Annotated in this window: 21 protein-coding genes; 17 read left to right on the top strand and 4 right to left on the bottom strand. The window is 59.5% G+C overall.

What is annotated here, in order from left to right:
• Nucleotides 1-104: 104 nt before the first annotated feature.
• The gene (locus ACTHV6_RS04145; protein ID WP_441386042.1) at nucleotides 105-1,073 is read left to right on the top strand and encodes a TerC family protein; all 969 of its coding nucleotides are present in this window, start codon (nucleotides 105-107) and stop codon (nucleotides 1,071-1,073) included.
• A 36-nt stretch (nucleotides 1,074-1,109) separates the two neighbouring features.
• Here the strand turns inward: ACTHV6_RS04145 and ACTHV6_RS04140 are convergent, their stop codons facing one another.
• Entirely contained in the window at nucleotides 1,110-1,388 is a 279-nt protein-coding gene (locus tag ACTHV6_RS04140) for a YciI family protein (protein ID WP_441386010.1), read from the bottom strand.
• A 95-nt stretch (nucleotides 1,389-1,483) separates the two neighbouring features.
• Between ACTHV6_RS04140 and uvrA the strand changes: the two genes are divergently transcribed.
• The 15 genes from uvrA (at nucleotide 1,484) to ACTHV6_RS04065 (ending at nucleotide 19,572) form a co-directional block, all read left to right on the top strand.
• Nucleotides 1,484-4,324, top strand: coding sequence for an excinuclease ABC subunit UvrA (gene uvrA / locus ACTHV6_RS04135; RefSeq protein WP_441386009.1), 2,841 nt, complete (start codon nucleotides 1,484-1,486; stop codon nucleotides 4,322-4,324).
• Between the two features lie 2 nt (nucleotides 4,325-4,326).
• Nucleotides 4,327-6,339, top strand: a complete 2,013-nt coding sequence (gene uvrC / locus ACTHV6_RS04130) for an excinuclease ABC subunit UvrC (protein WP_441386008.1) — start codon at nucleotides 4,327-4,329, stop codon at nucleotides 6,337-6,339.
• A gap of 31 nt (nucleotides 6,340-6,370) precedes the next feature.
• Entirely contained in the window at nucleotides 6,371-7,303 is a 933-nt protein-coding gene (rapZ, locus tag ACTHV6_RS04125; protein WP_441386007.1) for an RNase adapter RapZ, read from the top strand.
• Complete coding sequence (locus tag ACTHV6_RS04120; RefSeq protein WP_441386006.1) at nucleotides 7,304-8,245, top strand: gluconeogenesis factor YvcK family protein; 942 nt, start codon at nucleotides 7,304-7,306, stop codon at nucleotides 8,243-8,245.
• Nucleotides 8,246-8,263: 18 nt separating this feature from the next.
• A complete protein-coding gene (gene whiA, locus ACTHV6_RS04115; RefSeq protein ID WP_441386005.1) occupies nucleotides 8,264-9,253 on the top strand; it encodes a DNA-binding protein WhiA in 990 nt (329 codons plus the stop codon).
• A 165-nt stretch (nucleotides 9,254-9,418) separates the two neighbouring features.
• The gene (gap, locus tag ACTHV6_RS04110; RefSeq protein ID WP_441386004.1) at nucleotides 9,419-10,423 is read left to right on the top strand and encodes a type I glyceraldehyde-3-phosphate dehydrogenase; all 1,005 of its coding nucleotides are present in this window, start codon (nucleotides 9,419-9,421) and stop codon (nucleotides 10,421-10,423) included.
• Nucleotides 10,424-10,489: 66 nt separating this feature from the next.
• On the top strand, nucleotides 10,490-11,683 hold the full coding sequence (locus ACTHV6_RS04105; RefSeq protein WP_441386003.1) for a phosphoglycerate kinase: 1,194 nt from the start codon (nucleotides 10,490-10,492) through the stop codon (nucleotides 11,681-11,683).
• Nucleotides 11,684-11,686: 3 nt separating this feature from the next.
• Nucleotides 11,687-12,463 (top strand): triose-phosphate isomerase, encoded by a 777-nt coding sequence (gene tpiA, locus ACTHV6_RS04100; protein ID WP_441386002.1) that lies wholly within the window; start codon nucleotides 11,687-11,689, stop codon nucleotides 12,461-12,463.
• Between the two features lie 86 nt (nucleotides 12,464-12,549).
• The gene (gene secG, locus ACTHV6_RS04095; protein WP_441386001.1) at nucleotides 12,550-12,792 is read left to right on the top strand and encodes a preprotein translocase subunit SecG; all 243 of its coding nucleotides are present in this window, start codon (nucleotides 12,550-12,552) and stop codon (nucleotides 12,790-12,792) included.
• A 78-nt stretch (nucleotides 12,793-12,870) separates the two neighbouring features.
• Nucleotides 12,871-13,614 carry a sensor histidine kinase gene (locus ACTHV6_RS04090; protein WP_441386000.1) on the top strand — a complete coding sequence of 248 codons (744 nt, stop codon included), beginning with the start codon at nucleotides 12,871-12,873 and terminating at the stop codon, nucleotides 13,612-13,614.
• On the top strand, nucleotides 13,611-14,303 hold the full coding sequence (locus ACTHV6_RS04085; RefSeq protein WP_441385999.1) for a response regulator transcription factor: 693 nt from the start codon (nucleotides 13,611-13,613) through the stop codon (nucleotides 14,301-14,303). Before ACTHV6_RS04090 ends, ACTHV6_RS04085 begins: the two co-directional genes overlap by 4 nt.
• Before the next feature lie 101 nt (nucleotides 14,304-14,404).
• On the top strand, nucleotides 14,405-15,811 hold the full coding sequence (locus tag ACTHV6_RS04080; RefSeq protein ID WP_441385998.1) for an MFS transporter: 1,407 nt from the start codon (nucleotides 14,405-14,407) through the stop codon (nucleotides 15,809-15,811).
• Nucleotides 15,812-15,900: 89 nt separating this feature from the next.
• Nucleotides 15,901-16,941, top strand: a complete 1,041-nt coding sequence (locus tag ACTHV6_RS04075) for an extracellular solute-binding protein (protein WP_441385997.1) — start codon at nucleotides 15,901-15,903, stop codon at nucleotides 16,939-16,941.
• Nucleotides 16,928-18,505 (top strand): hypothetical protein, encoded by a 1,578-nt coding sequence (locus ACTHV6_RS04070; RefSeq protein ID WP_441385996.1) that lies wholly within the window; start codon nucleotides 16,928-16,930, stop codon nucleotides 18,503-18,505. Before ACTHV6_RS04075 ends, ACTHV6_RS04070 begins: the two co-directional genes overlap by 14 nt.
• Nucleotides 18,502-19,572: an ABC transporter ATP-binding protein gene (locus ACTHV6_RS04065; RefSeq protein ID WP_441385995.1), complete on the top strand. Its 1,071-nt coding sequence runs from the start codon at nucleotides 18,502-18,504 to the stop codon at nucleotides 19,570-19,572. The genes ACTHV6_RS04070 and ACTHV6_RS04065 overlap by 4 nt, the downstream gene beginning before the upstream one ends.
• A 6-nt stretch (nucleotides 19,573-19,578) precedes the next feature.
• Here ACTHV6_RS04065 and ACTHV6_RS04060 read toward each other — a convergent pair whose 3' ends face one another.
• The 3 genes from ACTHV6_RS04060 to tkt all read right to left on the bottom strand — a co-directional run bounded on the left by ACTHV6_RS04060 (nucleotide 19,579) and on the right by tkt (nucleotide 24,216).
• Nucleotides 19,579-20,511 (bottom strand): glucose-6-phosphate dehydrogenase assembly protein OpcA, encoded by a 933-nt coding sequence (locus ACTHV6_RS04060; protein WP_441385994.1) that lies wholly within the window; start codon nucleotides 20,509-20,511, stop codon nucleotides 19,579-19,581.
• Between the two features lie 15 nt (nucleotides 20,512-20,526).
• Complete coding sequence (gene zwf, locus ACTHV6_RS04055; protein ID WP_441385993.1) at nucleotides 20,527-22,035, bottom strand: glucose-6-phosphate dehydrogenase; 1,509 nt, start codon at nucleotides 22,033-22,035, stop codon at nucleotides 20,527-20,529.
• 108 nt (nucleotides 22,036-22,143) lie between these two features.
• The gene (tkt, locus tag ACTHV6_RS04050) at nucleotides 22,144-24,216 is read right to left on the bottom strand and encodes a transketolase (RefSeq protein WP_441385992.1); all 2,073 of its coding nucleotides are present in this window, start codon (nucleotides 24,214-24,216) and stop codon (nucleotides 22,144-22,146) included.
• Nucleotides 24,217-24,335: 119 nt separating this feature from the next.
• Here tkt and xerD point away from each other — a divergent pair, with 119 nt between their 5' ends.
• On the top strand, nucleotides 24,336-25,265 hold the full coding sequence (xerD, locus tag ACTHV6_RS04045; RefSeq protein ID WP_441385991.1) for a site-specific tyrosine recombinase XerD: 930 nt from the start codon (nucleotides 24,336-24,338) through the stop codon (nucleotides 25,263-25,265).
• The last annotated feature ends 4 nt before the right edge of the window (nucleotides 25,266-25,269 follow it).

Here is a 25,269-nt window from a genome sequence, read left to right as displayed (position 1 = left end):
GCGTCCGGATCGATACCAGCGATGGTGGGAAGAGACCTTCGGATCCATTCTCGAACCGGAGGTTTATCGTGACAGTTCCTATGGCCGCCTCAAGCGCGGGGCAGATGGTGGTACACCCATGGGAGTGGGGCGCACTTGCCATCATTATCGTGGGCCTTATTCTCTTTGATCTGTTTGGCCACGTGCGCAAAGTGCATGAACCCACTCTCAAGGAATCGGCCATTTGGTCCACGATCTACATCGTTCTTGCCTTGGTTTACGGCGGCGTTCTTTACGCTCGCCACGGCGGCACGTTCGCGGGAGAGTATTACGCCGGTTGGCTGACGGAGAAGGCTCTGTCGCTAGACAACATCTTCGTCTTTATCATCATCATCGCCTCCTTCCGCGTCCCCCGTAAGTACCAGCAGAAGGTTCTGTTGTACGGAATCGTCATGGCGCTGCTCATGCGCCTCGTGTTCATTCTTGTTGGCGCGGCGATCATCGAACGGTTCGTCTGGGTGTTCTTTATATTCGGGGCTTTCCTTCTCTACACCGCAATCAAGCAGGTCATGGAAGGCGTCCAAGAACCCGGGGCTCTGGAGCAGGAAGAATTTGAGCCGAACGCCATCACGCGCTTCGCCATGAATCACTTCAAGGTGACGGACGGCTACGTGGGCCAAAAGCTCATCGTGCGCCGCCAGAAGAAGACGTGGATGACTCCGCTTCTCCTGTGCATCATTGCCATCGGATCGATCGATCTCATGTTCGCCCTCGATTCGATTCCTGCGGTTTACGGCCTCACGAAGGAACCGTTCATCGTGTTCTCGGCGAACGCGTTCGCCCTCTTGGGCCTGCGCCAGCTGTTCTTCCTGATCGATGGCCTACTGGATAAGTTGCTCTACCTTCACTACGGCTTGGCCTTCATCCTGGGCTTCATCGCCGTCAAGCTCGTGCTGCACGCCTTCCACGGGTACGAGATTCTCACGTTCATTCCGGAGCCAGACATCGTCGCCTCACTCATCGTCATTGTTGGCACGATCATCGTCACGGTTGTCGCGTCGATGTGGGGTAGTAAGCGGCGAAAGAAGAATTAAGGACGCCGACGGCGGAGCCAAGCTTCCTTGGGCAGGTTAGTTCCAGGGGCCAAGTACGGGATTCCAGGTGCGTGCCACGCGGGTCTCGACGATGCCGTTGATGTACAGCGGATCGGATTCGAGGACGGACAGGGCCGCCGCCTTGTCCGCAACCTCGAGGATGATCAGCGCGCCGTTTGTGCCAAGGGGACCCGAGGCCAAAAGCGTTCCCTCGTCACGAAGCGATCCTAGGAACGTGCGGTGTTCTGGCCGATGTTCGGCCAGTTCGGGAAGCTTCGTTGCGTCGTATTCGTAGTTCACTGCGATAATGCTCATGCAGATAGCCTAGTCCGTCACACCGTGGCATGCCCGTAGCAAAACACAAGGCGTCAGGCATCGAACAGTTGTTCCATCGGTGTATGATTCTCGATGTGAGTGATCTGATCCAAGTACAAGGCGCCCGGGAACATAATCTTCAGGACGTTTCCATCGAGCTTCCCCGTGACAAGATGATTGTGTTCACGGGTCTGTCCGGTTCCGGCAAGTCATCCTTGGCCTTCGATACCATTTTTGCTGAGGGCCAGCGCCGTTATGTCGAATCCTTGAGTTCGTATGCGCGTCAGTTCCTTGGCCAGATGGATAAGCCGGATGTGGATTTCATTGAGGGACTCTCACCAGCCGTCTCGATCGATCAGAAATCCACGAATCGTAATCCCCGATCCACGGTGGGAACCGTGACCGAGGTGTATGACTACCTTCGATTGCTGTACGCCCGGGCAGGGGAGCAGTTTTGCCCGGTGTGTGGCGAGCGCATTCAGGCGCAAAGCGCCGAACAGATCGTGGATAGCATCGAGCAGTTCGAAGAGGGCACACGTTTTCAGGTGCTCGCTCCGGTGCTGCGCGGGCGCAAGGGAGAATATCAGGACGTATTCGATGATCTAGCCGCTCAGGGGTACACGCGCGCGCGTGTTGATGGCGAGTTGGTGCGCTTGGATAACCCTCCCAAGCTGGAAAAGAAGCTTCGGCATAACATCGATGTTGTCGTGGACCGCCTCGTCTCCCGCGATGGCATCCGCACCCGTCTGACAGATTCAATCGAAACTGCCCTTCGGTTGGCTGATGGCATCGTGGTGATCGAGTTTGTGGACCGTGAGGACAATGATCCTGAACGCCTCCGGCGGTATTCGGAGAAGCGGGCATGCCCAAACGATCATCCGCTTTCTCTTGAGGAGATCGAGCCGCGAACCTTCTCCTTCAATGCTCCCTACGGTGCTTGCCCCGAGTGTGATGGAATCGGATCGCGTCTTGAGGTTGACCCGGATCTCGTGGTGCCAGATGAGGAACTGACACTGGCCGATGGTGCGATCAAACCGTGGACCAGCCATCAGGATTTCTTCACCCGCCAGCTTGAGGCACTCGGTGAGGAGCTGGACTTCACGGTGGATACACCGTGGGAGGATCTGCCTAAGGCAGCGAAAAACGCGATCCTGCGCGGCAAGGACTACAAGGTAAAGGTCAAGTACCGGAACCGGTGGGGCAAGGAGCGCATCTACTCCTCTGGCTTCGAAGGAGTTCTTCACTACGTCATGCGCAAGCACGATGAAACGGAATCTTCTTGGTCTCGGGAGCGCTACGAGGGCTACATGCGTCAGGTGGCGTGCCCTGTGTGTCACGGAGCGCGGTTGCGTCCGGAGGTGCTGGCGGTTCGGCTGGACGGCAAGAACATTCACGAGTTGTGTGAGCTCTCGATCTCAGAGGCCAAGGACTTCCTCGATGATCTCACTCTCGATTCACGTCAGGCCGCTATCGCTGCGCAGGTTTTGCGGGAGGTGCAGCTACGGCTCGGGTTCTTGGTGGACGTGGGGCTCACCTACCTCACGCTCTCGCGTGGAGCGGCCACTCTTTCCGGTGGCGAAGCGCAGCGGATTCGATTGGCCACCCAGATTGGTTCGGGGCTCGTGGGCGTCCTCTATGTACTGGACGAACCCTCGATCGGCCTCCATCAGCGTGATAACGCTCGCCTCATTGCCACACTCACCAAGCTGAGGGATCTCGGCAACACCCTGATCGTGGTGGAACACGATGAGGAGACCATCCGCATGGCGGACTGGCTGGTAGATATCGGTCCTGGTGCGGGCGAACTCGGCGGCGAAGTCGTGTACTCGGGACCAGTGGAGGGAATCCTCACCAACGATCGCTCGGTCACCGGACAGTACCTATCTGGTCAGCGCCAGATCCCCTTGCCGCCCGAGCGGCGAGCCATCGATCCGAAGAAGAAGATCCGGGTGAGTGGCGCCCGGGAAAACAATCTCGATAACGTCACGGTGGATTTTCCGCTCTCGTGCATGATTGCGGTCACGGGAGTGTCCGGATCGGGCAAGTCCACGTTGGTTAATCAGATCTTGTATCAGGCGTTGGCCAACCAGCTGAATGGTGCCCACGGGGTTCCCGGGCGCCACAAGGCGGTCACCGGTGCGGATGATTTAGACAAGGTCGTGCACGTTGATCAATCACCGATCGGGCGCACTCCACGTTCGAATCCGGCAACCTATACGGGGGTGTGGGACAAGATCAGGACGCTTTTCGCCCAGACTCAGGAGGCGAAGGTTCGCGGCTACGGGCCGGGCCGCTTCTCCTTTAACGTGAAGGGCGGGCGCTGTGAGGCGTGCAAGGGCGATGGCACGCTCAAGATCGAAATGAACTTCCTGCCGGACGTATATGTGCCGTGCGAGGTATGCCACGGAGCGCGTTACAACCGCGAAACCCTCGAAGTGAAGTACCGCGGCAAGTCGGTTTCTGACGTGCTGAACATGACGATCCACGAGGCCAGCGAGTTCTTCGATCCGATTCAATCGATCACCCGTTATCTCAAGACTCTGGAATCCGTTGGCCTCGGGTACGTGCATCTGGGACAGGCGGCCACAACGCTTTCTGGAGGCGAGGCCCAGCGCGTGAAGTTGGCGTCTGAGCTGCACCGCCGATCGGCGGGAAAGACCGTCTATATTCTCGATGAGCCCACCACGGGTCTACACTTTGAAGATGTCCGTAAGCTACTTCAAGTGCTGCAATCGCTGGCAGATAAAGGTAATACCGTGATTGTGATCGAACACAATCTGGATGTCATCAAGTCTGCGGACTGGATCATTGATATGGGTCCAGAAGGCGGTGCCGGAGGAGGCATGGTTGTGGCAGAAGGAACCCCTGAGCAGGTGGCAACCAACAAGGAATCGTTCACCGGCCAGTTCCTCGCACCGCTGGTTCACGCAGGTTAACCATGGCAGATCCGGCAAGTTATCGCCCGGCTCCGGGAAGTATCCCGGCCCAGCCGGGTGTCTACCGTTTCCGCGATCACGAGGGCCGCGTGTTGTACGTTGGCAAGGCGAAGAGCCTTCGTGCCAGATTGGCGAACTACTTTCAGGATGAACGCGGGCTTTCCCCGCGCATCCGTCAGATGGTTCATACCGCCAGCCGTGTGGAATGGGTGGTGGTGGGCTCTGAGGTTGAAGCCCTGACCCTCGAGTATTCGTGGATCAAGGAGTTCGAGCCACGGTTCAACGTGGTGTTCCGCGATAACAAGTCCTATCCCTACTTGGCGATCTCATTGGGCGAGAAGTATCCACGGGTGTGGATCACCCGCGAGAAGCACAGGGCGGGAACCAGATACTTCGGTCCCTATACCAAGGTCTGGGCAATCCGCGAAACGCTGGACAACATTTTGACGGCCTTTCCCATGCGTTCGTGCACCAAGGGTCAGTTCAATCAGGCTGAGCGGGCTGGCAGGCCGTGCCTGTTCGGCTATATCGGAAAATGTACCGCGCCGTGTGTGGGCCGGATTGGCCCGGAACAGCACCGTGAGACGGCACTTGAGATCGTCGATTTTCTGGAGGGCGACACATCGGGAATTATCCGTGCGCGCAAGAAAGAGATGATGGATGCGGCCACGCGCGAAGAGTTTGAACGGGCCGCCCGCCTACGCGATGAGGTATCGGCCCTTGAGGCAGCCGGCGAACGCAACGTGGTGGTGTTCGATGAAAATCTTGACGCGGATATTTTCGGTCTGGAATCGGATGAACTGGAAGCTTCCGTTCAAGTGTTTTTCGTGCGCGGCGGGCGCATCCGTGGCCAGCGCGGCTGGGTGTCCGAGCAGATCGGCGGGATGAGCAATGCGGAGATCGTTGCCGAACTGCTGCTCCAAGTGTATGGAGATCGCGATTACGATGCGGTGGATCCACGCCGCGCCGAATCCACGGCCATTGACGATCGCAAGCACACTCGAACGGACGCCATCCCCAGCCAGATCTGGGTTCCTGAACTCCCGGAGGATCAGGCTCAGGTGGAGCTGTGGCTGAGGAACCGGCGCGGGGACCGCCCCGTTCACCTTAAGGTGCCTCGGCGCGGGAACAAGGCACACTTGGCGGAAACCGTTCACGAGAACGCCGTTCAAGCACTCCAGCGCCACAAGATGGCGCGCGCCGCCGATATTACGGTGCGCTCTCAGGCGTTGGAAGAGTTGCGCGAGGGATTGGAACTTGACCGCGCACCGCTGCGGATCGAGTGTTACGACATCTCTCACACCCAAGGCCACCAGCAGGTGGGCTCCATGGTGGTGTTTGAAGATGGGCTATCCAAGAAGGCGGATTATCGCCACTTCATCGTGCGCGGCCCGGATGGCAACGGTGTTCCAGACGATACGGCAGCGATGGACGAGGTCCTGCGCCGGCGGCTTGCGCGGCTCGTGTCCGGTGCGGCTGGGGATGATGCAGGCGGCGCGGAAGATGAGCCAACTGAGGCTGCGCTCGAGGGGTCGGGACAGTCCACGGGTGCGCCGCGGCGATTCGCATATCGGCCGGATCTCTTGGTTGTGGATGGCGGCCTTCCTCAAGTCAACGCGGCCCAGCGCGTGGTGGATGAGTTGGGGGCGGATGTCAAGATTGTGGGCTTGGCGAAGCGTCTCGAGGAGGTGTGGGTTCCGGGGGAGGCGTTCCCCGTGATCTTCCCCCGCACATCTCCTGCGCTCCGGCTTCTCCAGCAGCTGCGTGATGAGTCCCATCGCTTCGCCATTACCTTCCACCGCAAGAAGCGTGGCCAAGCCATGACCCGATCGGCTTTGGACTCCATTTCTGGTTTGGGGCCGGCCAAACAGAAGGCTCTCCTCAAGTACTTCGGCTCCGTTGCGAAGATTCGAGCTGCAACTTCTCAGGAGCTCCAAAACGCTCCCGGCATCGGCCCAGCGTTGGCTGCCACCATTTCCCAAGCACTTGCTCCCGAAGCGGAATCGGATAGGTGACGGGCGCCACCCGTATGGCAAGATGGTGGGTATGAGCGATATCAACGATACGGGCAAGATTCCGCTGGGCATTTCTCAGCAGGACGCCGAAGCCTCCTTGCCGCCCACAGAACTCCCAGAGATCCTTGTGATCACGGGCATGTCCGGTGCCGGGCGTACGCGCGCTGCTGCAACGCTCGAGGATCTGGATTGGTACGTTGTCGATAATATTCCTCCCCGTTTTCTGCGCGCCCTCGCAGGGTTGATGACCCCAGATGGTGGAGTGAAGCGCTTGGCAGCCGTTGTGGACGTTCGTTCGCGCGAGTTTTCCGAGTTGAGCGTGACGCTTGACCAGTTGCGCGAAGGCGGGCTTGGATATCGCCTCCTGTTCTTGGATTGTGACGACGACGAATTGGTCCGCCGTTTCGAATCCGTGCGCCGGCCACATCCCTTGCAGGGCGATGGCCGCCTACTGGACGGGATCCATGAGGAGCGCCGCCAGCTCAAGGGCCTGAAGGATCGCGCAGATACGATCATCGATACCTCGAAGCTGTCAGTTCACGATCTGTCACGCAGGATTCGCCACCTCGTCAAGGATGAATCGCCCACCGATCTCCAGGTGACCGTCATGTCCTTCGGCTTCAAGTACGGCCTGCCGCTGGACGCCGATAATGTGGCCGATGTGCGCTTCCTGCCCAATCCGTACTGGGTGAGCGAATTGCGCCACCTGTCCGGCCATGATCAGGCGGTTGCTGATTTCGTTCTTGAGCAAAAGGGCGCTGCGCAGTTCGTTGCCGGCTACAGCGAGCTGATGGCATCCATACTTGACGGGTATTCACGCGAGCTGAAGCCGTTTGTCACCATTGCCATCGGATGCACCGGTGGCAAGCACCGATCTGTTGCGATCGCCGAAGCCATATCGGAGGAGCTGCGAAAGAGGGGCCGGACAGTTCGGACCTTGCATCGCGATCTAGGGAGGGAATAAATGCCGGGCCGTGGAGCACGTGGGCCACAAGTAGTCGCACTGGGTGGAGGCCATGGGCTCTACGCCAGTTTGTCCGCCCTGAGGCTTCTCACCGATAACATCACGGCGGTGGTCACCGTTGCGGACGATGGTGGCTCATCTGGCCGGCTCCGTGAGGAATTCGGGCTGTTACCTCCAGGGGATCTTCGCATGGCGCTGTCCGCTCTGTGTGATGATTCCGAATGGGGGCAAACGTGGCGTGACGTTTTGCAGCATCGCTTCACATCGAATGGCCCGCTTGACGGGCACGCGCTAGGAAATCTCCTGATCGTGGCGCTCTGGGAACAGCTGGGCGGCACGGTGCCAGCGCTCGAATGGGTGGGCCAGCTTCTTGAGATTCGGGGCCGTGTTCTTCCCATGTCATCAACGCCGTTGAAGATCGAAGCTGATGTGACGGAGGATGGAAGCTGCGAAACAGTTCGCGGCCAAGTTGCCGTTGCCACAACGTTGGGCCACGTAGATCACATCCGGCTGCTGCCGGAGAACCCGCCAGCTCAGCCGGAGGCTCTGGACGCAGTCCGTGAAGCCGATTGGGTCATGCTTGGCCCGGGATCGTGGTACACGTCAATTCTTCCCCATCTGTTAGTTCCCGATCTGTACAAGGCCCTGTGTGAGACCAAGGCGAAGCGCGTACTTGCGCTGAACCTGCGCTCTGAGAAGGAAACTCGAGGGCTGACGGTTGGCGAACACATCCGGTCTTTCCGCGATCATGCGCCGGATCTGGGCCTAGACGTCATCATCATCGATCCGGATGTCATCGATGATCGTAGTGAGATTGAGCGTGAGGCCGCGGAATGCGGCGCCACATTGCTGGTGCGTCACGTTAGAATGAATGATGACTCGCCGCGGCACGATACCCTTCGATTCGCCGCCGCCTACCGTGATGCCTTCGAAGAAGTGTAAGTCCTAGAGAGAAGCTCAATGCCGGCCCTAACCCAATTTGTCAAAGATGAGCTTGCTGCGGTTCGTCCTCGGATCGTATCCAGCGCAACTGCAGAAGCGAGCGCGATGTTCCGCTTCGGCGGAGGTTTGAATATCAACTCTGGGCGCGTCAGCGTACAGGCGGAGCTGGGCCACGCTGCGAGCGCCCGCCACTTGTGGGAACTCGTTAAGCAGCTGTGGAACGTGGAACCTGAGCTTGTTGCCGTGTCCACATCCATGCGGCAGGGAAACCATTACCTCGTGCGAGTGGCGCGCGATGGTGAACGTATCGCGCGCAGGCTCGGGCTCCTCGATTCCTATGGGCGTCCCGTGCGCGGCCTACCCCCGTCAGTCATTGGCGGGAGCAAGGCAGATGCTGCTTCCGCGTGGCGTGGCGCCTTCCTCGCCCGCGGATCCCTGATGGAACCTGGGCGCAACGCGTCGCTCGAGCTTGTGTGCCCTTCTCTTGAGGCCTCGTACGCAATCGGCGGCCTTGCCCGCAGAATGGAGATCCCGTACCGCGCCCGCGAATCGCGTGGTGCCCACCGCGTGGATATACGCGAAGGCGATGCGATTTCACAGATGCTGGCGCGTATGGGCGCAAACGATTCGGTGATCAAATGGGAAGAGCTGCGCGTTGAACGCGAGGTTCACGGATCAGCCAACCGCCTTGCTAACTTCGATGATGCGAACATGCGCCGTTCGGCTGACGCGGCGGTAGTGGCGGTGATTCGGGTCAAGCGTGCCTTTGAGATTCTCGGCGAGGATGTTCCGGACAACCTGCGCGAGGCTGGCGAGTTCCGGATGAAGTACCCGGAGGATTCGCTGAACCTCTTGGGGGAGCGGCTCAATCCGCCAGCTACCAAGGATGCCGTGGCCGGACGCCTGCGCCGGCTCAATACCATGGCCGATCGCCGCGCCAGCGAGCTGGGCATCCCGGGAACGTTGGCAGCCGTGGACGCAGCCGAACGCGGAATTGACAGGGGCTGAGGGAACATACGCTAAAAGTGAAAAGAAAAACAGGGGACTTCTCGCCCAACACATAATCGCTGAAACGGTTAGACTAAGGACCGATGACCGAACGAAAGGGTTCGGTACGGACGGGCCTAACCGCTCGTGAAACCAGACGTGTGCATGCACACTAGGAGGAATAGAGTGACCATTCGCGTTGGAATTAACGGTTTTGGCCGCATCGGACGCAACTTCTTCCGTGCCCTCAAAGAGCAGGGCGCTGATCTTGACGTTGTTGCAGTAAACGATCTCACCGATACCAAGACCCTCGCACACTTGCTCAAGTACGATTCGATCATGGGCCGCTTCCCGGGTGAAGTTGCTGCTGGCGATGGATCGATCACGGTTGATGGCAAGGTAATCAAGGTGCTCGCTGAGCGCAACCCTGCTGATCTTCCTTGGGGCGAACTCGGCGTAGATATCGTTGTTGAGTCCACTGGCTTCTTCACGGATGCCACGAAGGCCAAGGCCCACCTTGATGGTGGCGCCAAGAAGGTTGTCATCTCTGCTCCGGCAAAGAATGAGGACGGCACCTTCGTTATCGGCGTGAACGAGCAGGATTACGATTCTGCCACCCAGAACATCATCTCCAATGCCTCCTGCACCACGAACTGCTTGGCGCCGTTGGCAAAGGTCCTGAACGATGAGTTCGGCATCGAGCGTGGCATCATGACCACCATCCATGCCTACACCGGCGATCAGCGCCTGCAGGATGCTCCTCATTCGGATCTCCGCCGTGCACGCGCAGCTGCCCTCAACATGATCCCCACCAAGACTGGTGCGGCTCAGGCTGTTGCTCTGGTGATCCCAGAGCTCAAGGGCAAGTTCGACGGCCTCGCCGTTCGCGTTCCCACCCCCACCGGCTCCCTGACGGACCTCACGTTCGAGGCCTCCAAGGATCTGACGGTTGAGGAGATTCAGGCTGCGGTGAAGGCCGCCGCTGAGGGTCCGCTCAAGGGCATTCTCAAGTACACCGAGGATCCGATTGTTTCCACGGATATCGTGGGCGATCCTCATTCCTCGATCTTCGATGCAACCGAGACGAAGGTTGTTGGACGCCTCGTCAAGGTCCTTTCTTGGTATGACAACGAGTGGGGTTACTCTAACCGCCTCGTCGATCTGACCGAGCTCGTGGCCTCGAAGCTCTGAGCTTCGTGAATTCGATAGGTGCCCGCACACTCAGTGTGCGGGCACCTATTTTCGAAAGGAAACTACATGCGCACTATTGATTCACTCGGTGATCTTTCCGGCAAGAAGGTTTTCGTCCGCTCGGATTTTAACGTTCCGCTGGATGCCGATCGCAACATCACTGACGATGGCCGTATTCGCGCCGCCCTGCCCACCCTCAACCGGCTGGTGAATGCCGGCGCCAAGGTGATTGTGTCAGCTCATTTGGGCCGCCCGAAGGGTCAGGTCAAGCCGGAGTTCTCCCTAGCACCCGTCGCTGCTCGGCTGAGCGAGCTGCTGGGCCAAGAGGTGACACTTGCTGGCGATACCGTTGGTGAGGACGCTACCTCCCGCGCCGCCGCGCTAGAGAACGGGCAGGTACTCCTCCTGGAGAACGTCCGATTCGACAAGCGCGAGGATTCCAAGGTTGATGCTGATCGCGAGGCACTAGCTGCCGAATACGCAGCTCTGGCCGATGCGTTCGTATCCGACGGCTTCGGTGTTGTTCACCGCAAGCAGGCCTCGGTATACGACATCGCGAAGCTTCTTCCCTCCGCCGCTGGCGAGCTTGTGTTCAAGGAAATCGATTCCTTGTCCAAGGCCACCCAGAGCCCGGATCGCCCCTACACCGTTGTACTCGGTGGCTCGAAGGTCTCGGACAAGATTGGCGTGATCGATAATTTGCTCGATAAGGCCAACCGTCTCCTCATTGGTGGCGGCATGGCCTTCACCTTCCTCAAGGCTCAGGGATATGAGATCGGCTCCTCGCTCCTAGAAGCAGATCAGGTAGAGACTGCCGGCTCCTACATTGAGCGCGCCAAGGCGAACGGTGTTGAGCTGATGCTGCCAACGGACGTCGTCGTCGCCCCTGAATTCAAAGCGGATTCCCCGGCTACCGTGGTGAGTGCGGACTCAATCCCCGCGGACCAGATGGGACTGGATATCGGACCAGAATCCGGCGCTGCCTATGCGGGCGCTATCGCCGATTCTCAAACGATCGTCTGGAACGGCCCGATGGGTGTGTTCGAATTTGAAGCGTTCGCCGCAGGAACGAAGGCCGTTGCACAGGCTCTCGAAGATGGAGATGGCTTCTCCATCGTGGGCGGTGGAGATTCAGCTGCCGCAGTTCGCAACCTTGGCTTCGATGAATCGAAGTTCTCGCACATTTCAACCGGTGGTGGCGCCTCCCTCGAATTCCTCGAGGGCAAGGAGCTTCCTGGAATCGCAGTTCTGGAGGACTGAAAAATGGCACGTACCCCAATCATGGCGGGTAACTGGAAGATGAATCTCGATCACCTCGAGGCTAATCATCTAGTACAAAAGCTCGCGCTTACACTGAAGGATCTCGGGCACGATTACGCAGCCACCGAAGTGGTTGTTGTTCCTCCGTTCACCGATATCCGCACGGTTCAAACCGTCGTTGATGCCGATGATCTCCCCATCAGCTACGGCGCTCAGGACGTCTCCACTCACGATGAGGGCGCCTACACAGGCGAAATCTCAACGGGAATGCTGACGAAGCTGGGCTGCAGCTACGTAGTAGTGGGCCACTCTGAGCGCCGCGAATACCACGGCGAATCCAACGAACTGGTTGGTGCCAAGGCCAAGAAGGTACTGGACGCTGGCATCATCCCGATCATGTGCTGTGGCGAAGCTCTGGAGATTCGCAAGGCTGGGACACACGTGGAATACGTTGTAGGCCAGATCAACGCGATGTTGGCCGGACTCAGCGCCGAAGAGGTGGCCAAATCCGTGATCGCCTATGAGCCCATCTGGGCCATCGGCACCGGAGAAGTTGCAACACCCGAGGACGCTCAGGAAGTGTGCGGCGCCATTCGCGTTCGCATCGCTGAACTGTACGATCAGGGCGTGGCGGATGCTGTTCGCATTCAGTATGGCGGTTCGGTCAAGTCCAGCAACGTGCGTGACATCATGGGTCAGCCAGATGTTGACGGCGCGCTTGTTGGCGGGGCCAGCCTGAAGGCTGACGAATTCTCGAAGATCGTCACTTTCCTCAAGTAAGTCACAACAGGACGCGCGGGCTGCCAGCTTTTGGTGGCCCGCGCGTCCTGTACACTGAGTGCCGTTCGCATTATCAAAGGAAACTCGTGCAAGTTCTGCTTATCGTCTGCCAAGTCCTGCTGGTGATCACCAGCTTGCTGCTCGTCCTCTCCATCCTGCTACATAAGGGCAAGGGCGGCGGAATCTCCGATATGTTCGGAGGCGGCATCTCCACATCCATGCGTTCTTCTGGCGTGGCCGAGCGGAACCTGAACCGTATCACCGTGGGCGTAGCCATCGTATGGGCCATCGTTGTGGTGCTCATTGGGCTTGCCACCAAGTTCGCTTAAGCACGTGTCACCGTGTGGGCGGGCTGGATAGTTGCGGCGATAGCAGCTCTGTGCTGTGCGGTACTCACCGTTCAGCTTGTGCGCGCCCGGCGTAGGCAGGCCCAGCTTGCCGCGCGAGTGGACATGCTGGATCGCCAGCCGGCTGTTGTGTCACACGAGATCCGCACACCACTTGCTCTTGTGCGCGGGGCCGCCGAACTCTTAGCCGAGGAAACTCCCGGTCCGCTTACCCCCATCCAAGCCACGTTTGTCACCACGATTGCCGATAACACCCAGCTGGTGATCGACATGGCGGAAAACATGCTGACAGCCGCAAAGTTCGAATCTGGCGGAATCCAAACACGTATGGAACTTGTGGACATTCGGGCGGTCGTCTCCGGCTGCGCGCGCGAGGTCCGCCGCATTCTGGGCACGCCAATACGCGTGGAAGCCTCAGGCGGCCTCATTCCCATCGTGACCGATGAGAACCAAGTCCGCCAGATGGTCTGGAACCTTGTGAACAACGCGGCGCGGCACGCCGGGCCGGATTCGGCCATCACGATCTCAGTGCGGGCCAGCTCCGAAGGCGGCTGCACTATTTCCGTGATCGATGACGGCTCCGGAATGACAGACACGGATCTTGAGGCGCTGTTCGCCCCCTTTTCTACCGGCTCTACCCGCAGGCCAGGAAGCGGCCTCGGCATGATGGTGGTCAAGCGGATCGCTGTATCACTCGGCGGGCGCGTGATGGTGGATACGGACGTGGGCAGGGGAACGGCGATCGTTGTGCAGCTACCTGAGCACGTGCCCGGCCCCGATCACGTATCTGAGGAGGATAGATGAAGCCCACGGTGCTGGTAGTGGACGATGAGCCACAGATGGTGTCAATCGTCACCTTTGCCTTTGAAACCAATGATTTTGATGCCATGTCAGCCACGAATGGCCACCAGGCGTGGGAGCTTCTACAGCACCATGCCGTGGACATCGTCATTCTGGACGTCATGTTGCCGGACATGACCGGCTTTGAGCTGACTCAGCGTATCCGGGCGGGTGGAGACGATGTGCCCATTATCCTTCTGACGGCGTTGGCCAACGAAAAGGACAGGATCCGGGGGTTGGAGGCGGGAGCTGACGATTACGTGTCCAAGCCCTTCAGCCCGCGTGAGCTCGCATTGCGGGCACAGGCCGTTCTTCGCCGGACGATGGGCGGAACGCAAGGGGCCGATGACGTTGTGGTGTGTGGCCAGCTGCGGCTGGAGCTGCGCAGTGAGCGGGCGTGGTGGAACGGCCAACGGATCGATCTTGGTGCTACCGAGTTCCGCGTGTTGGCAACTCTGGCCGAACACGAAGGGGAAATCGTTGGCCCGAAGCAACTCTTGAATGAAGCCTGGGCCACGAGCGCGACCGTAGGCGGGCGGGAAATGATCAAGACAGCGGTGTATCGGCTACGCAAGCATCTCGAGCAAGTTGGGGGAGACCCGGCTATGGTCAACGCTGTGCGGGGTAAAGGCTACCGGCTGGTGGCCTCCTAGGTAACACGGCTGTCACCGTCAGTGACCGAACATTGAGCGGCCTGTCACTGAGGGTGGCCCATGATGGAGCTGTAACTATTCGTTCCATCAAGGGAAAGACAATGGCTTCAAAGTCGAAGGGCGGTCTGGGTTTCCTATCAGCACCACCCGCCGCACCGCGCGTGAGCGATGAGGAGGCTGCTGCAAAGTATCCTCGCCTGCGCGGCCAGGTATTTCTGGGTATCTTCCTCGGGTATGCCGGTTTCTATCTGATTCGTAACAACGTGTCCATCGTGTCGCAGATTTTCAATGATCACGACATTATGAACACCGTGCAGATTGGCATTGTTGCCAACGCTGTGCTGATCGCCTACGGACTCTCGAAGTTCTTCATGGCGATGCTCTCCGATCGTGCAAACGCTCGCTACTTCCTGCCGCTGGGCCTTGCCCTTTCGGCCGTCATGAACCTGCTCGTAGCATTTGTTCCGGTGATTACTGCATCGGTTGGCCTCTTTGCCACCATGATGTTCATCAACGGTTGGTTCCAAGGAATGGGCTGGCCTCCATCAGGCCGCGTGCTCGTACACTGGTTCTCCACGAACGAGCGCGGTTGGAAGACCTCCATTTGGAACTGCGCCCACAACGTAGGCGGCGCTGGTGTTGGTATCGCCTCCGCTTTCGCTCTCCAGAATTGGGCCACATCGCCTGATGACTGGCGCCCAGCTTTCTGGTTCCCGGCGATCATCGCACTTGTTGTCGCGGCGATCTCCTTCTTCCTCATTCGCGACCGTCCCGAGGCCGTTGGCCTTCCTTCGATCGAGGAATACCGCCACGATCCAGCCAAGGTGGAGATGTCGGACGAAGAACTATCCGATATGTCCTGGGGCAAGATCGTTGTCAAGCACGTGCTGACCAACCGGGTGGTTGTCCTACTCGCGCTCACCAACGTGTTCGTATACACGCTGCGGTACGGCGTGCTCAATTGGATCCCGGTCTATCTTGGCGATTACACCGGCGCAGAAGTGTCGGACGGAATCATGGGCTTCGCCATCTTCGAGTTGGCTGGCATCGTGGGTACCCTCCTGTGTGGCTGGGTATCCGACAAGGTATTCAAGGGCTGGCGTTCGGGCGCGGGAATGCTCTTCCTGGCCGGAACCGGCGTTGCGATCCTCTTCTACTGGCTGCTGCCAGCAACGGCACCGATCTGGATGTTCTACCTTCTGATCGCGTTCATTGGCGGGCTCATCTACGGTCCTGTCATGTTGATCGGATTGCAGGCAATCGATCTTTCACCCACGAATGTTGCGGGAACAGCCGCCGGATTCACCGGACTGTTCGGTTACATCCTTGGCGCCACCCTCGCCTCCACTGGCGTTGGCGTTCTCATCCACAACTTCGGATGGGATGTCACATGGGGTGTCATGGTGGGCGTGTGTGTGATCGCCGTGATCTTCATGTTCATCGTTGGTAAGGATGAGCGCAAGCTCATCGAGCACCGCGCGGCCGAAGCCGAGGCCATGGAAAGCTAAGTCCACTGACCGATTGATGTGAGGGCACCCAGTTCCACGTTCTGGGTGCCCTCACGTACGTTTACGGGCGTGGCGGATAGAGTAGCAAAGTGACATGGTGGCATTCACGGTGGGCCCGTGGGCAGGTGAAGCGATTGTTGGCCGGAACCGTTGTGGTTGGGCTGGCGGTCGCTGGAATCGTGTGGGCCCAACCGCCGAAGGCTCAACTATCGGTACTCTGCTCCAACAATGTGGAATCGTGCCTTGCTGTGGCCGAAGCCTTCGAAAAGCAAACGGGTATCACCGTTCACACCGTGCGGCTGCCCACCTCCGAGGCGCTGGGACGTATCCGAGTCAGCGCCGACCAACCGGAATTCGATGTGTGGTTAGGTGGTCCCGCCGAATCGTATGTGGAGGCTGCTGGGGAGGATCTCCTCTCTCCCATTGGGGACCTGCCCGCCGTGAAGAAGCTTCCTCATAGCCTTCGTGATGCCAATGGTTATTGGGCCGGTGTGTACGGCGGAATCCTCTCCTTCTGTGTGAACACCGAACTGGTGAGTCAGGTACCGGAAACATGGGAGGATCTCCTCAGTTCCGATTATGAAGATGAAATTCTCATGTCTAGCCCGCTGCTTTCGGGCACCGCCTCCACCATGTTGTGGGTGCAATACTCCCGGTTGGGCGGAACTGAGGGCATGGTGGCCTACATGAAGTCTCTCGAACGAAACCTTCAGGGCTACTTGGATTCGGGAACGGCAGTGGCGCGCAATGTTGGCCGAGGTAACGCAGCAGTTGGCATATCGTTTGCTCCGTACTGCCAAGCTGAACGGGCTGCCGGTGCCCCCGTGGAGCTGGCCTATCCCGAAGACGGGACTGGCTATGAAGTAGGCGCCGTTGGGCTGCTGGCTGGATCTGACAATGTTCAGGCGGGGCGGGAGTTCGTCAACTTTGCCGTATCCCCCGAGGGGCAAGTGGCATCCACCTCTCAAGTCCCGCAATCGTATACCACGATGGCTTTGTCCCCGAACCTCATCGATGAACTTGAGGTGCTCCCCGTGCCCGTGCTGGGCGGCGATGTGTCCCAAGCGGCTCAGGTACGGGCTCAGCTCATCACGGTGTGGGCAACGGAGGTACGCAATGGGACCTATTAGGCGCGCCCTTCCCGTTGCGGTCCTAGCTGTGGTGTCCATGGCCGTGGTGTTTCCCTTTGTTCTTGCCTGGCGTGAAACCCCTGCAGCGCCGTTGCCGGTCACCTCGTGGAATGCCCTGATCGGGCTAACTCTGAGATCACTCGCGCTGCCCATGGCCTCATCACTGATTGCTGCGGTGCTAGCTCTGGGAATTGTGCTGTTTGGCTATACAGTGTGCGGCCGTGGAGCCCGGCGGATTCTTTTCATCGCCTGCGCGATTCCGTTCGTGTTTCCGCCGGTCATCGTGGCTCATGCCGTTGACCGGTGGTTAGGAGACCCGCACCTCCTGCTTTCCTCGAGCATCATCGTGCTTCCGGCAGCCGTGTTCGGGCAGGCGGTGGCACTGCGTTTTATTGATGTTGAGACCCTGATGCTCTCACGTAGTCTCGGCCTGCCTACGCGTACATCGTGGCGCCTGACGGTGTTACCGAACTGGGCCAAGGGCGCGGCTCTCGCCTGGATGTGGGGAGTGTTCCAACTCTTCTCTGATCCTGGGATCTACGAGTTGTACGGTGGCCACGAATCGCATCTGGCCTCGCACGTGTTTCGCGCAGTTTCTGCCGGTGCCGCTGGCCCCAGCGTGGTGCGTGCTGCGCTCCTCATGTTAGTGCCAACCGTGCTCATGACCTTCGTGGTGACGCGGGCACGATTCTGGAGGCATGGCGGGGCGGCACGCCTGAGTTCGCGAAACCGGATCGCCGATGTCCTGCACTCCTCGAATATTCCGGCGTGGGTGAAGGCCACCGCGGGCGCCGCAGTTGTGGCCAGCACAGTGTTGATCGCCGGAATCGTTCTGACCATCGCGGGCGGGTCTATCGTGTCCTCTGAGAATGGGAGTGTCCCCACAACCTCCGTTCTCCCCACCGTGATACTGATCGGCGTAGCTGTTCCGGTGGGAGCCGCCTGCGCATTGGTGTTGTCTACGGCGATTATCCGTGCACACGGGCATGTGCGATCCTACGGAATCTTCCTTGTGATCTTCATGCTGTTCACCTCGCCCACAGCTATCGGGGCCGTCTATGCAACAGCTCTCCGGGTGCCCGTACGAATGGGTGAGACCGTGGTGATACCGGCAGTTGTTGGCGGGGGATCGGCTGCCGGGGGATGGATTGGACTCTTTCTTGCGGCGCTTGCTGTGTGCACGCCGGTCTCGACTCTTCTTTTGCTCGGATTGCTTTCCTTACGGACAACAGATGCCGCCGCTGCCGCCCGCGACTTGGGTGCCGGCCCTGCACGGGTCCTCTTGAGTGTTGATTTTCCCTATGTTGCCCCGATGGTCGTCGCCTCCCTGTGCACGGAAACTGGTGCGTTGCTGACCAACCTTTCCCCGCTGGTCTTCGTCCAGCCAGGCAGCATTCAGCTGGCCACACCCCAGCTCCTGAGGCTTGCCGCGGGCGGCCAATCGGACGAAGCGTTCGCCCTTGCCATGGTCACGGGCCTTCTGACGTGTGGAGCCATCCTGGGCGTTGTCATACTGTTCGATGTGATCATCGATTCCAACTCTCGAGCATGGAGGCACACATGAGTATCTCGCCCTATGGATTGACGGTGCGGGATCTGAGCCTGACCCTCGGGACCTTCACTCTCCACGATGTGAGCTTCCGGGTGGCACCGGGGGAGGTCCTCGTGATTGTGGGTCCCTCGGGATGCGGCAAATCAACGCTGCTTCACGCCCTGTCTGGACTCATCCAGAGTAGGGGCACAGTGAGCATCGATTCCGTTGATGTTTCTGGTATACCGCCGGAGGAACGCGAGACGGGGCTCGTGTTCCAGAGCCCCGTGCTGTTCCCCGGGCTGTCCGTGCGGGAGAACATCGGATATGGGCTGGATGATGCGAGGACGCCAGAGGGCAAGCGTAACGATCTGATCGATATAGCCATGGCCAACCTGAACATCAACGGCTTGGGGGCTACCCGCCCCGCATCTCTTTCCGGCGGTCAGTCCCAGCGCGTAGCTCTGGCACAAACTCTCGTGCGGCGTCCACGCGTGCTCCTGTTGGATGAACCGTTATCGCATGTTGAGGCGCCGCTGCGCCGCGACATCCGCCGTGACGTCAAGGCGCAGGTGGTGCGCGGGCGCCTAGCGGCCGTGTATGTGACCCATGATTTAGAGGACGCCTTCCTCATGGCCGATCGAGTGGCCGTGATGCGCCAAGGGGAAATCGTCCAGCTGGATACTCCTATGAACGTGTATCGGCGCCCATCCTCCCGCTTCGTCGCCGACCTTCTGGGCTTGGAGAATATTCTGTCCGTTATCGTGCTGGGCCGCCCCGATTCGCATCACGCACGCGTTCAGCTGGGCCGCTTGGAGTATGAAATTCCATGCCACCCGGGGCTGCGTATCGGCCCGGCGATGCTGGTGCTCCCACCGGAGTCCATCACGCTGAGGAAGGCTCCACACGCCGCAGATGTTGTGGGAGACACGGGTCAGGTGATCGGTTCGGCATTCGCTGGAAGCAGGAGCCAGACCGAGGTGGAAACAGAGGTGGGAACACTGGTTGTGCACGAATGGGACGCTAGCGCTCCCCGCTCCGTAGGTGACAGTGTCCGCTTTGCGGTGCGGGCTGAACGGGGCTGGGTACTTGAGCGCTAGGAGGAACTAGCGGCGAAACTCCGGAACGTCCAGGAGCTCCAGCCCCTTTTCTAGAACCTCTCCGTAGGCGGTATCTGCCGTCATAGAGCGGAGTTCTTCGATGAGCATGGTTTCCAACGTGCGGACCGGAAGGTTGACGCGCTGGGTTTGCCGCCCTGGGCGCTCCATGTCAGCGATCTCCGATCCGATTGGTCGGACCAGCCGCAGATCTCCCGATTCTCGGTGGAGGCATACCTCAGTGAGGACCGTAGCCTCGTTCGGCTCAGTGCGGACCGGTACCTGCAAGCGCAAAGCTAGCCAGCCTGCCAGCAGATAGGTCGAGGGATGGCCTTCCGCCCCATACACTGTCACCCCCGTGACGGGTTCCTCGGGAGGCTCGTCGAGCATGGCGGCTAGGTGATTGCGCCACAGGGTCATCCCCGCCCACGCCAAATCGGTATCGCCAGCTGTGTAGGTATCGCGCATCGTGCACAGGTGCTCAAGCGGATCTCCGAGGAAACGTGAGGTGGTTATCCTGCGTTGAGCAAGCGATCCCACGGAGGTTTGTGATGTATTGGCTGGGACCTCTTGGACCCACCACGCAACGATGGGAGTATCGGGCAGGATCAGAGGGGAGAGAACCGTTTCGAGATCCGAAGCTGCGCCGCCATAGCAGCGCAGTATGGCGATCTCTGACAGCCCTGCCTCCGCTCCCACACGGATCTCAGCGTCAAGGCGCGATTCCTCGGATTCGATGGGAAGTAGCGTGATGATCCGGCACGGGTGGGCGCGCGAGGCGCCAGCCGCAGCCTGCATGCCATCGCGAACGCCGGTTTCATCCTGTGCGATGATGACGAGTGTGAGGACGCGCCCCAGAGCCACGGAACCAACGGTATCGCGCAGCTCCTCCATGCGGGTGCCCACAGCGGTTGAGGAGATGTTATTCATGTGAATGATCATGGTATTCCTTGAAAATCAGGGGCGTCGCCACTCGTTGCCATCGCGTGCCAGCATCTTATCGGCGCACTCTGGCCCCCACGTTCCTGGGCCATACGTATCGAGTGTTTCTGGATGGGATTCCCAGTACTCAACAGCCTGATCGATCAGCCGCCACGAGGTCTCGATTTCGTTCTGCTGAGGGAAGAGCGGCGGATCACCCAGCAGAACGTCAAGGATCAGCCGTTCGTAAGCTTCGGGGGCATACTCGGTGAACGCGTGGCCGTAGGCGAAATCCATCGTGACGTCCCGCAGCCGCATCGCAGATCCGGGAACCTTGGACCCCACCTTGAAGGTAATACCTTCCTGTGGCTGCACCCGAATCACGAGCGTGTTGTGGCCCATGCCAGCCGTGGAATCGAAGGGGAGGAAGGGAGGATATTTGAACACCACGGCAATCTCGGAAACACGGCGGCCAAGGCGCTTACCGGCGCGTAGATAGAACGGCACGCCCTCCCAGCGCCGCGTATGGATCCCAAGCCGGAGGGCCGCGTAGGTATCGGTGATGGAATCTGCTGGGATGCCATCTTCCTCCAGATAGGACTTCACCCATTGGCCACCCTGCCAGCCGGACGAATACTGCGCACGCACGGCAGATTCGCTGACGGGCCCATAGAAGGAGGTGGCGTCAAGGATCTTTTCCTTTTCAACGCGCAGGGCTTCAGCACTAAAGCTGTTGGGCTCCTCCATCGCGGTGAGTGCCAGCAGTTGGAGAAGATGGTTCTGGATGACATCACGGGCAGAACCGATGCCGTCGTAGTATCCGGCGCGTGAGCCGATGCCGATATCCTCGGCCATGGTGATCTGTACATGATCCACGTGGTTGGAATTCCACACGGATTCATAGATTTCGTTGGCAAATCGGAGTGCCAACACGTTCTGAACCGTTTCTTTGCCAAGGTAATGATCGATCCGGAAAACGCAATCGGGATCGAACACCCTAGTGACCACTTCGTCCAGAGCCTGTGCGGAGGCAAGATCGTGGCCGAATGGCTTTTCGATCACCACACGCCGCCACGAACCATCCGGGCCCGATTGAAGGCCTGCATCACCGATTCCGCCTAGGACGGTTGGGAACAGCTCAGGAGGAATGGAGAGGTAGAAAGCATAGTTACTTCCTGTGCCCCGTACCTCATCGATTTCCTGCATGCGCCGGCCGAGCGCAACATAGGTCTCGTCGTGGTCAAACTGCCCTTCAACCATACTAAATCCGGACAGAAGCTGCCCCAACGTGGTATCCGTAACCGGCATCTTCGCACCGTTGCGGATAGATTTCTCCACAACCTCTTCGATGTTCTCGATGTGACGGCGCGCTACGCCGATGATGGAGAAGGACGGGGGAAGCAGGCCGCGGCTGGCCAAATCGTAGAGGGCGGGCAGAATCTTGCGCTGAGCCAGATCGCCCGTAATTCCAAACAATACGATGCCACACGGGCCAGCGATTCGTTGAAGTCTAGTATCGCGGCCTTGGCGCAATGGGTTGGACACGTCTCACCTCTACTTGAAATACACCTTGATGCGCGCTGGGCGCCCACACAGTATACGCAGACGCCGCACGCCCCATGAAGAGGCGTGCGGCGTCCAGCTGACAAATGCCTACGCGGCGGCGATGGATTCCTTGACGGCGGAAACTACGGTCTCCACAGTGAAGCCGAACTCTTCGAACAGCTTGCCACCGGCGGCGGAAGCGCCGAAGTGGTTGATTCCTACGCTGCGGCCAGCATCGCCAACGTAACCGGCCCACCCGAAGGTTGTACCGGCCTCAACGGAAACGCGAGCCTTCACATCGGGAAGGATCACAGAATCGCGGTAGGCCTGATCCTGCTGCTCGAACCATTCGAGGCAGGGAAGCGAGACAACGCGTGCCCCGATTCCTTCTTCGGCCAGTGCCTTCTGCGTGTCCACAGCAAGTGAGACCTCTGATCCGGTGGCCAGAAGTTGCACATCAACGGTGCCGGTTGGGGAATCGGCAAGCACGTATCCGCCCTTATCAACGCCCTCGGCGCTGGTGCCTTCGAGAACCGGGAGATTCTGGCGCGAGAGGATGAGGCCCGCGGGGCCGCCCTCATTGCGCTCGATGATGGACTTCCACGCGGCTGCCGTTTCGTTAGCATCTGCCGGGCGAACAATGTCCAGCTGCGGAATGGCGCGGTAGGCCCAGAGGTGCTCGATGGGCTGATGGGTAGGACCATCCTCGCCAACACCGATCGAATCGTGAGTCCACACGAATACGGACGGAATGTTCATGACAGCGGACAACCGGACCGCCCCACGCATGTAATCGGCGAACACGAAGAACGTGCCGCCGTAGGCGCGGGTCAGGCCGTGCAGGACGATGCCATTGACGATGGCACCCATGCCGTGTTCGCGGATACCGAAGTGGAGGGTGCGGCCGTATTCGTTACCGTCAAAGTCCGCTGATACGCGATCTGCGGGCAGGAACGAGGGTTCGCCGGCCATCGTTGTGTTGTTGGATCCGGCCAGATCGGCGGAGCCACCCCAGAGTTCGGGGAGCACCGGAGCCAGAGCACTCAGGACTTTGCCGGAGGCGGCGCGCGTGGCGAGGGAGGAACCGATCTCGAAGGTGGGCAGGGCATCGTCCCAACCCTCTGGCAGCTCCTTCTTCTCCAAGCGATCCAGAAGGTCGGCGCGGTCCGGGTGTGCCGCGCGCCATGAGGCCATCTGCTCATCCCACTGCCCGCGAGCGGCTTCGGCATTGGCCTTGGCATTTGCGCGAGTTTGTGCAACAAGCTCGGGATCGGCGGGGAAATCAACCTCAGGATCGAAGCCGAGAATCTTCTTGAGGTTGGCAACTTCTTCGGCTCCAAGCGCCGAACCGTGTGCGGCGCCTGTTCCCTGCTTCGTGGGCGATGGCCACGCCATGATCGTGGACAGGCGGATGATGGACGGCTTATCCGTCACCTTCTGGGCATTGAGGAGGGCGTTGTAGAGGCCATCCACATCTTCGCTGTATTCGGTACCACCGTTGGTCCAGTCAACATGCTGGGTGTGCCAGCCGTAGGCGGCATAGCGGCCCAGAACATCTTCGGAGAAGGCAATGACCGTATCGTCTTCGATTGAAATGCGGTTATCGTCCCAGATGAAGATGAGGTTACCTAGGTGCTGGGTTCCGGCTAGCGAGCTGGCTTCGGAGGTGACGCCTTCCTCTAAGCAACCTTCGCCGCCCACAACGTAGACGAAGTGATCGAAGGGGGATTCGCCCTTGGGTGTTTCCGGATCGAACAATCCGCGTTCGCGGCGGGAGGCCATGGCCATGCCAACAGCGGAGGACAGGCCCTGACCCAGCGGGCCGGTGGTCATTTCTACGCCCTTGGTGTGCTTGTACTCGGGATGGCCCGGTGTGAGGGAGCCCCATGTACGCAGCGATGCGATATCGTCAAGCTCGAGCCCATAGCCAGCCAAGAAGAGCTGGTTGTACAGGGTAAGCGAGGAGTGTCCGATAGAGAGGACGAAACGATCGCGCCCGATCCACTGATCATCCGAGGGATCGTGGCGCATAACCTTCTGGAAAAGTGTATATGCCAACGGCGATAGGGAAATCGCCGTGCCAGGATGCCCGTTTCCGACCTTCTGGACAGCATCGGCAGCCAACACGCGCCCCGTGTCTACTGCGCGCTGGTCAAGTTCGGTCCAATTAAGCTCCGCCATTGCAGCAGCTCCTTTTGCATTCGTGAAAAGTCCGGCCGGCCCGGACCTGCTCGTCTTAGAATACCGAACCATTGCCCGTTGCGGCGGAAATCGTCCGAATTGCCTACACTGGAGTAACTATGGTGAAAATTCCTCACATCCCAGGAAACACGCCGATCTCGCGCAGTGCACGCCAGTACATGAATCACCTGAGTGTGGAGCGATCACTGTCGGTGAACACACTTGCGGCTTACAGCAGGGATCTCGGGAAATATCTCGATCACCTAGGCGCGAGGGGTATCACCGATCCGGGTGCGGTGACGCGAGAGGATGTGGCGTCCTTTGCCGATTATCTGGAAGGTATGGCGCCAGCAAGTGTTGCCCGCGCAATGGTGGCCGCGCGCGCATTCCACCGGTTCGTTTTTGAGGAGGGTGCTACGCCCACAGATCCTTCCGCGGATATCCAGCCTCCCAAGCTTCCCGAGCGGTTACCGCACGCCCTCAGCGTGCCGGAGGTGACGGCACTGATCGATGCCGCCGGGTTGGGGGATGGTCCCGTTCCGCTGCGTGACCGCGCCCTCCTCGAGGTGCTGTACGGAACGGGGGCGCGCATTTCAGAAGCCGTTGGCCTCACGATGGACGATGTGGATCTTGACGGCTTGACGATTCGGCTTTTCGGAAAGGGCCGCAAGGAGCGCATCCTTCCTTTGGGCACCTACGCGGAGCAAGCCATCAGTTCCTATCTTGTCCGGGGCCGCCCGGAACTCTCCCGCCGGGGTAGTGGATACAAGGAGCTGTTCCTCAACCAACGGGGCCGCCCGCTCTCCCGCCAGAGTGCGTGGACAGTCATCCAAGGCGCAGCCGATGCGGCGCACCTTGACGTTCACGTCTCTCCTCACAGCCTGCGCCATTCCTTCGCCACCCATCTGCTGGAAGGAGGGGCCGATGTGCGCGTCGTTCAGGAAATGTTGGGCCACTCATCGGTCACCACCACCCAGATTTATACGCACGTCAGCCGCGATACCGTCCGTCAGGTATACGCCGGAGCACATCCACGGGCGCGCTCATAGCATG

Source organism: Ancrocorticia sp., assembly GCF_052089425.1.
In the GTDB taxonomy this organism is placed as follows: domain Bacteria; phylum Actinomycetota; class Actinomycetes; order Actinomycetales; family Actinomycetaceae; genus Ancrocorticia.
This window is presented reverse-complemented; position numbering and strand designations above follow the sequence as displayed.